Source organism: Rubrivirga sp. (assembly GCF_049648075.1).
Taxonomy (GTDB): Bacteria; Bacteroidota; Rhodothermia; order Rhodothermales; family Rubricoccaceae; genus Rubrivirga.
This window is the reverse complement of record NZ_JBARYR010000133.1, coordinates 1-3,300: the sequence shown is the minus strand read 5'-3', so window position 1 is coordinate 3,300 and position 3,300 is coordinate 1. Positions and strand designations below refer to the sequence as shown.

2 protein-coding genes are annotated in these 3,300 nt (G+C 67.1%); one reads left to right on the top strand and one right to left on the bottom strand.

Features of this window, described 5'->3' with window-relative positions:
* On the top strand, nt 1–2,872 hold a 2,872-nt coding region (locus WBA11_RS03835), incomplete at its 5' end, for a T9SS type A sorting domain-containing protein (protein ID WP_424519402.1).
* Between the two features lie 240 nt (nt 2,873–3,112).
* Here WBA11_RS03835 and WBA11_RS03830 read toward each other — a convergent pair.
* Nucleotides 3,113–3,300, bottom strand: a 188-nt coding sequence (locus tag WBA11_RS03830) for a hypothetical protein (protein WP_424519401.1), incomplete at its 5' end; no start/stop codon positions are given.

Below are 3,300 nucleotides of genomic sequence, written 5' to 3'. Positions count from 1 at the left end.
GACCGGTAACACCTACGTCCTCGACGGTCTCATCTTCGTTGACGCGGGCGCGACGCTCACGATCGACGCCGGAACGGTCGTGAAAGGCCGGGCCGCCAACGAGATCAGCACGGGCGACTTCGCCTCGGCCCTGATCGTCAAGCGCGGCTCGAACATCGAGGCCAACGGCACCGCCGACGCCCCGATCATCTTTACCGCCGAGCGCGACGACGTGTCCAACCCGGACGACGTGGCCGCCAACGAGCGCGGCCTGTGGGGCGGCCTCATCGTCCTGGGCGCGGCGCCGACCAACACGGGCGTCACGGATAACCCCGTCGAGGGCATTCCGGAGGCCGAAAACGCCGTCTACGGTGGAACGGATGAGGATGACGACTCCGGTACGATCCGCTACATCTCGATCCGCCACGGCGGCGCAGACATCGGCGCCGACAACGAGATCAACGGGCTCACCTTGGGCGGCGTCGGGAGCGGCACGACCATCGAGTACGTCGAGGTCCTGGCCAACCAGGACGACGGGATTGAGTGGTTCGGTGGGACCGTCGACGTCAAGTACGCGCTCGTGGCCTATTCCGGCGACGACTCGTTCGACTACGCCCAAGGCTGGCGCGGCAACGGCCAGTTTTGGATGGTGATCCAGAGCCCGGACGACTCCGACTCGGCCGGTGAGTTCGACAACTTGCCGGAGAACTTCGCCGCGACGCCGCTCACGACGCCCACCGTCTCGAACGGCACGTTCATTGGGCCTGGTGAGAACGGGTTCTCGACGGGTAGCCGCATCCTGCGCTTCCGCGACGGGGCTGGTGGCTCGTTCTACAACTCAGTGTTCGATGCCGGTGGCTCCCGAGCCATCACGTTCGCGTCGGACGAGACCTTAGCGCTCTTGGGCACGGACGACTTGACGATCGCGAACAATGTGTTCGGCCTCGGGTTCGGAGCCGGGACGACGTTCGCCGACATCATCGGCGGCGTCCGTCCGTCCGAGCTGACGGCGTTGTCGGCCAGCAACTTTCTGCAGGAGACGGGCATCGAGGTCACGACCGAAGACACCGATAACGACACGTTCAACGACAACTTGGTCTCGGTTACGGTCGACCGTACCGACGTCGCCAATACGAATGGCGCGACGTTCGACTTTGCCGACGACGACGGCGGCTTCTTCAGCCAGGTCGGCTACATCGGAGCGATCAACCCGAACGCCAACCGCCAGTGGTTCACCGACTGGACGTTCGTCGACCAGATCGGCGTCCTCGAGGTCGAGGGCACCATCGACAACGCCGAGATCATCGTCACCGACGACATCGTCGGCGACGCGACGTGGACGGCGAACAACACCTACATCCTCGACGGGCTCGTCTTCGTCGACGCGGGTGCAACGCTGACCATCGAGGCCGGGACGGTCGTCAAGGGACGGGCCGCCAACGACATCTCGAACGCGGACTTCGCCTCGGCCCTGATCGTCAAGCGCGGCTCGAACATCGAGGCCAACGGCACCGCCGACGCCCCGATCATCTTTACCGCCGAGCGCGACGACTTGTCGACGCTCGACGACATCGCGCCGAACGAGCGCGGGCTGTGGGGCGGCGTGATCATCCTGGGCTCGGCTCCGACCAACACCGGCGTCACGAACAACGCCATCGAAGGAATTCCTGAGGCTGAGAACGCGGTCTACGGCGGCAGCAACGCCGGGGACGACTCGGGCACGTTCCGCTACGTCTCGATCCGCCACGGCGGTGCGGTGATCGGCGCGGACAACGAGATCAACGGCCTCACGCTCGGCGGCGTCGGCAGCGGCACCGAGATCGAGTACGTCGAGGTGTTCGCCAACACCGACGACGGCATCGAGTGGTTCGGCGGGACGGTCGACGTGAAGTACGCCGTGGTCGCCTACTCCGGCGACGACTCGTTCGACTACGCCCAGGGCTGGGACGGCAACGGCCAGTTCTGGCTCGTCGTTCAGAGCCCGGACGACTCGGACTCGGCCGGTGAGTTCGACAACTTGCCGGAGAACTTCGCCGCGACGCCGCTCACGAGCCCCGTCGTCTCGAACGGCACGTTCGTCGGAGCCGGCCTCGACGGGTTCTCGACCGGTTCGCGGCTGCTCCGCTTCCGCGACGGCGCCGGCGGCTCGTTCTACAACTCGGTGTTCGCGTCCGGCCCCCGCCGTGCGATCACGTTCGAGTCGGACGAGACGCTCGCGCTTATCGGCACGGACGACCTCGACATCCGCAACAACGTGTTCGGCCTCGACTTCGGTGATGGCGACACGTTCGCGGCGGTCGTGACGGGTGGCTCTGCCGCTCAGACTGTCGCCCTCGAGCAAGCCAACTTCCTCCAGGACGCCGGCATCTCGGTGACGACGGAGGACACCGATGGCGACACGTTCAACGACAACCTGGTCGCAGTGACTGTCGCTCGTGGGACGGTCGCCGGGTTCCCTGACGCCGACTTCTCGGCCTCGAACTTGGACAGTGACTTCTTCGACGACGTCGACTACATCGGCGCGTTCGACCCGGGCTCGGAGCGCCAGTTCTTTACGGGCTGGACGCTCCTCGATGGGCTCGACATCTTGGCCATCGAGGGCGGCGTCTCGAACGTGGCTGATCCGGCCGAGTCGGTCCTGGCGCTGACCGCGTTCCCGAACCCGACCTCGGGCGACGCGACGGTCCGGTTCTCGCTCGACCGTGCTCAGGACGTGCGCGTGGCGCTCTACGACGTGCTCGGCCGCCAGGTCGCCGTCGTCGCTGAGGGCACGTTCGGGACCGGAGAGTCGACGGTTGTCGTCGCGACGTCGGAGCTCCCGTCCGGCGTCTACGTCGTCCGCCTCGAGGGCGAGGGCGTCGCCGCGACGCAGCAACTCAGCGTCGTCCGCTAGCCACTCTCTCCCGGCCTCGAGGCCGGGGGACGTGCGGACCTCGACTGGGAGGAGCCCGTCACGGCGAACCCTAGTTCGCCCCGCCCAGCCGAGCAGAGCGCCGGCCCCCTGTGGGAGGGGGGCCGGCGCTCGCTTTTTTGTGGGGGTTGGGCCGGCGACCTCGAGGCCGGGCGACTGCCAAGAAGAGAGGTCCGCTGTGCTGTCTCGCCCTCGAGGACGGTGCGCTGTCGTCCGGGCTCGCTACCGGTCGAACGGGTCGTCGCCGAAGAGATCGTCCTCGAAGGCGTCGTCGCGGTCCTTTGTCCCGAAGGTGACCGAGTGGTCCGCCGTCCCTACGCTGAAGGAGAAGGACCGCGTCGTGCGCACGGGCGGCGGGGAGAGGCCCACAGCATCGCGGCCTTCCGGGTCGTCGCCGTAGGAGTTCGGTC